This is a genomic window from Streptomyces jumonjinensis (assembly GCF_009600885.1).
GTDB classification, from domain to species: domain Bacteria; phylum Actinomycetota; class Actinomycetes; order Streptomycetales; family Streptomycetaceae; genus Streptomyces; species Streptomyces jumonjinensis.
On record NZ_VCLA01000158.1, the window covers coordinates 6,001 to 10,245 of the forward strand.

The 4,245-nt window shown below is 72.5% G+C and carries 5 protein-coding genes; 2 read left to right on the top strand and 3 right to left on the bottom strand.

Features of this window, described 5'->3' with window-relative positions; genetic code table 11:
• Positions 1 to 52: 52 nt before the first annotated feature.
• Entirely contained in the window at positions 53 to 967 is a 915-nt protein-coding gene (locus FF041_RS22435) for a LysR family transcriptional regulator (RefSeq protein ID WP_323392407.1), read from the top strand.
• Between the two features lie 370 nt (positions 968 to 1,337).
• Here FF041_RS22435 and FF041_RS22440 read toward each other — a convergent pair whose 3' ends face one another.
• Together FF041_RS22440 and FF041_RS22445 are read right to left on the bottom strand one after the other, a co-directional pair.
• Positions 1,338 to 1,850 (bottom strand): SRPBCC family protein, encoded by a 513-nt coding sequence (locus FF041_RS22440; protein WP_153524475.1) that lies wholly within the window; start codon positions 1,848 to 1,850, stop codon positions 1,338 to 1,340.
• A gap of 380 nt (positions 1,851 to 2,230) precedes the next feature.
• Positions 2,231 to 2,887, bottom strand: coding sequence for a hypothetical protein (locus FF041_RS22445; RefSeq protein ID WP_153524468.1), 657 nt, complete (start codon positions 2,885 to 2,887; stop codon positions 2,231 to 2,233).
• Between the two features lie 332 nt (positions 2,888 to 3,219).
• On the opposite strand from FF041_RS22445, the gene FF041_RS22450 reads away from it, so the two are divergent.
• Positions 3,220 to 3,669 (top strand): SPW repeat protein, encoded by a 450-nt coding sequence (locus FF041_RS22450; protein ID WP_153524469.1) that lies wholly within the window; start codon positions 3,220 to 3,222, stop codon positions 3,667 to 3,669.
• A 192-nt stretch (positions 3,670 to 3,861) separates the two neighbouring features.
• Here the strand turns inward: FF041_RS22450 and FF041_RS22455 are convergent.
• On the bottom strand, positions 3,862 to 4,245 hold a 384-nt coding region (locus FF041_RS22455; protein ID WP_153524476.1), incomplete at its 5' end, for a DUF2470 domain-containing protein.

Consider the following 4,245-nt stretch of genomic DNA (forward strand, 5'->3'; position numbering starts at 1 on the left):
CGGGCTGAGCCCGGCATACGGTCATGGATCACCCGGCTGACACAATGGCCGGGTGATCGACCCCCGACGGCTGCGCATTCTGCGAGCCGTGGCGGACCACCGTACGGTGACCGCCGCGGCTGCCGCGCTCTACCTCACCCCCTCGGCCGTCTCCCAGCAGCTCAGCGCGTTGGAACAGGAGACCGGCCACACCCTGCTCATCCGCGGCGGCAAGGGGGTGCGGCCCACCGCGGCCGGGGAGATCCTGCTGGCCCACACCCATGCCGTACTGGCCCAGCTGGAGCGTGCGGAGGCGGAGCTCGCGGCGTACGCGGGCGGGTCCAGCGGTGAGGTCACCGTGGCCGCCTTCGCCACCGGCATCGCCGAGGTCGTCGCCCCGGCCATCGGTCTGCTCACGGCGGACCATCCCGGCATCCGGGTCCGGGTGCGGGACGCCGAGGGCGACGAGAGCCTGCCCCTGGTCCTCGACGGCGAAGCGGACATCGCGGTCGCGGTCGAGTACCGGGGGGCTCCCGGCGAGGGCGATCTGCGGCTGGCCCGGGTGCCGCTGTACGCCGAGCCGTTCGACGCCGTCCTGTACGCGGACCACCCGCTCGGCACGGCCGACCGGGTCGAGCTCCGTGAGCTCGCCGACAGCGAGTGGATAGGGCCCTACCCCGGCAACCCCTGTCATGACATGGTGCTGCTCGCCTGCGAACTGGCCGGTTTCCAGCCCCGGCTGACTCACTGGTCCGACGACTTCCGCGCCGTGGTCGCCCTCGCAGGCGCCGGCGCCGGGGTGGCGCTGGTGCCTCGCTCGGCCCTGCGCGGGATGGAGGCGAAGGACGCGATCGTACGACCGGTCGCCGGGCCGGCGGCGACTCGGCGGGTGTTCGCGGCCGTACGCCGGGGCGCCGAGGGGCATCCGCTGATCAGCCCGGTGCTCGAAGCACTGGCGAAGGCCGCGGCGGGGATCTTCACCGCTTGACGGCGGTGCTCTCCGGCGGGGGCGTCTCCGGTCGGCTCGGGGCGGTTCGCCCGCGCTCCCCGGAGCGGTGCCCGGCCTGCCGTGAGCTCATCGGCGCCGACGCCGACCGCTCCCGCGAGCTCGCGCGGTCCGGGCTCCACGAGCGGGCGCGGTCCGCAGTACGCTACCGCTGCCCGCCGGGCGGCCCGCAGCGCCGGCCGTGTCCTGCCCACGCCTCCGCCGCCGGTCAGCGTGACCGGCCGGTGGCCCATCAGCTCCCGGTCCAGCCGGGACAGCCCTCGGTTCCGCCCGGTGAAACCGGTCGACTCCGCAGGAAGGTTTCCCGGCACGGTCCCAGTCCCGCGTCATCCGGATGCCGCGGGAGCTCTTGTCAGGAGGGGGCTGACGCGGACTCCACGGCCTCTTTGAGATTGCGCAGCGTCCGGCGTATGTTCCCTCGCTGATACTCGGCGAAGGTCTGTCCGCGGGTCGCCAGTCTGTCGAAGGCGTTGGTGAGCGCGTCGGGCCAGGCCCTGCGGTCGTCCCGCCAGGTCTCGGTCACCCGGGTCCCGCCGTCGATGGAGTCGAAGCGGTACTCCCAGGTGGCGATCCGTCCCCGCAGCACCGGCCGGCGTCTGCCGATGGCGTGGACCCGGAAGGCGAAGCGCTGCCCGGGGATCGCCGCCGTGACGGTGCAGCGGGTGGTCCAGCGCAGCGCCCCCCGTCTGTTGTGGCCGTCGAACTGCATGCCGACGTAGGCGTCCCGCGCGCCGTCGCGCACCGTGGCGCCGAGGTTCTCCGGACTCCAGCGGCCCATCAGGGCCGGGTTGCTGACCTGCTCGTAGATGGCGGCGGGAGGCGCCTGGATGACGATGCTGTCCGAGACCGCCAGGGTGCGTGGCATGGTGTGCGACTCCGATTCGTCGAGGAGGGGCTGTGCGGGGCCCTTGCCCACGGAGCGGAGTTCGACTCCTCGCTCCGCCGTGTCTCCCGCGCCGCTTCAGCGGGCTGGGGGTGGGCAGGGCTGTCCGTGACCGAGCGGGTCCGCCTCTCACCGTCGGGCACCCGCGCATGTTACCCATGGGTAGAGTCGAAGGTGAACTCGCCCTGTGCCGCTGCTCGTTCGACTGTCCGGATCCGGTCCGCCGGGCGCCTCTTCCCGACGGGCGGCGGTCGGCGTTCGCGACGGAGCGCCCTCCGTTCCGGGGAACGGATGAGCGGAGCACCGTCGAGCCGATGGCGGGGCCCGGATGGGCTCCCGCCATACGGTCCGGCCGAAAGGCCCTACGTCGTCGGCAGTCCCAGAGCGGCGGCGGCGGCCTGGAGCGCCGAAGCCGTGGAGAGAGCTGAACTCGCCCCGTCCGCCGGAGTCTCCGGGGTGGCCGGAACGGTCGTCTCCCCGGTCGTTGTCGCCGCGTCGGCGGCCGAGTCGAGCAGCCCTGTCAGCCCCGTCAGCTCCGGAATCGAGGAAGCGGTCGCTCCGGCCTCGCCGGAGTCCGCGGCGGCGATGAGCGGCGCCAGTGCAGTCTGGAGGGCGGCGAGCACGTCCTCGTCGTCCTCGCCGTCGTCGTCATCATCGCCGTCATCATCGTCGTCGTCGTCACCGTCGTCCTCATCGGACCGCGCGACCTGGGCCAGGTTCTCCTCCAGTGCGGTGAGCGCGCTCTGGATCTCCGCCGTGTGCCCGAGGGCCGTCTCCGGCGGCAGCAGGCCGGCTTCCGGGGCCGACAGTCCGGCGAGCAGATGCGCCACGGCGGGCGGTACGCCGCCGGCCGCCAGGGCGTCGACGGCCTCATCGAGTTCGCTGGTGTCCCGGACCGGTGACGCGGTGCCCGGCGCCGTCTCGGATGTGAGCGCGGCGGCGGACCCGCTCGCCGTGAGAACGAGCGCGGCGCAGAGCGCGGTCGGCACGAGGGCGCGGGACAGCGGTGCAAGACGCATACGGGATTCCTTTCAGAGCTGGGATGGGTCTCGCACTCACCGTGTGAAGCCCACCCACCCTGCGCAACCGCGTCCCCCCGCGCCACCCCGGCGGTCGCCACCGTGTGCGAGCCCTCTGAGCAGCCGTTTGTCCCGTCGGCGGGCTCCCGTGCCCCCGTGCTGCAACTGAGTGACCGGGTGTCCGGGGCGGCGGACGACATACCGCGCCAGGTTCCGGAATGAGTTGTTCCGGATGGCTTTCGGTAAAGAAAAGATAAGAGCAGAATGAAGAGGCGTGGCTGCACAGCCCGCGGTTCGGTCCGACGCGCAGCGCACAGAAGGAGGCGAGTCGTATGGCCGACGTCTCACACAGGGGAGATCTGGCCGGGCATCCCGATATCTCGGAGATGAGGGACCGTTACGCCAGGGTGCTCGGAGGGCGCGATGTCGCCCTGGTGGACGGCCCGGTGTTCCTGGTCGGCCTGGCATGCGCGGTGTCCCCGTGGATAGTCCACTTCTCGGGCAGCCAGCCCGCCCTCGCGACCCACAATCTGATCATGGGTGTCGCGATCGTCGTGCTCGCGCTCGGGTTCACCGTGACGCCGGAGAGGATGTACGGCCTGAGCTGGGCCATGTGCGCGATCGGCGCGTGGCTGGTCATCGCGCCCTGGGTCGTGGGCAGCAGCCCGGACAAGGGGGTCATCTGGACCAACGCCGTGATCGGCGGTCTCACCTTCGTGCTGGGTCTGGTCTGCACCGCTGTGTCGATGAGGAGCGGCAGAGGCGGGCGAGGCGGGGGCTGAACGGCCGGAGCGGGCGTGCCGCCCGCTGAGCGGCCGTACGCCCGGGGCGTGTTTCTCGGCGGGTCCGCGTCACAAGGGCGCGTCCGCCCGGTGCCGGTCCCGTCCCGCGCCGGTCCCGTCCCGGGCCGGCCTCGGCTCCACCGGTCCATCTCCGGGCCGCCCCCGATGGTGGGCCGGCCCGTTCGCTCGCTGTCAGGAGTCGCTCAGCAGCCAGCTCCGGGGTGAGCGGTGGCGTGCCGTGTCGAGCAGGGTGTGGATGCGCGCGCCCGCCTGGTCGACGTCCTTGACGGGGGAGGGGAAGGCGAGCCGCGCGTCGTCGTGCGTATGCGCGTATTCGAGGCGCAGGGTGATGCCGTACCGGTCGATGGCGACCGGCAGCGCGCGCCGTACGCCGAGCGCCGCCCGCGGCTTCACCAGGCGCAGCAGCAGATCGACGATATCGCCGTGATCGTCGATCAGATGGGTGAGCATCCCCGCCTCGCAGGTGGCGAGGGGATCGGTGTCGGCCTCCATCAACTCGTCCAGACCGACCGTGACCCGCTCGCCCGCCGCCTCCAGCACGGCATGCGAGAACTC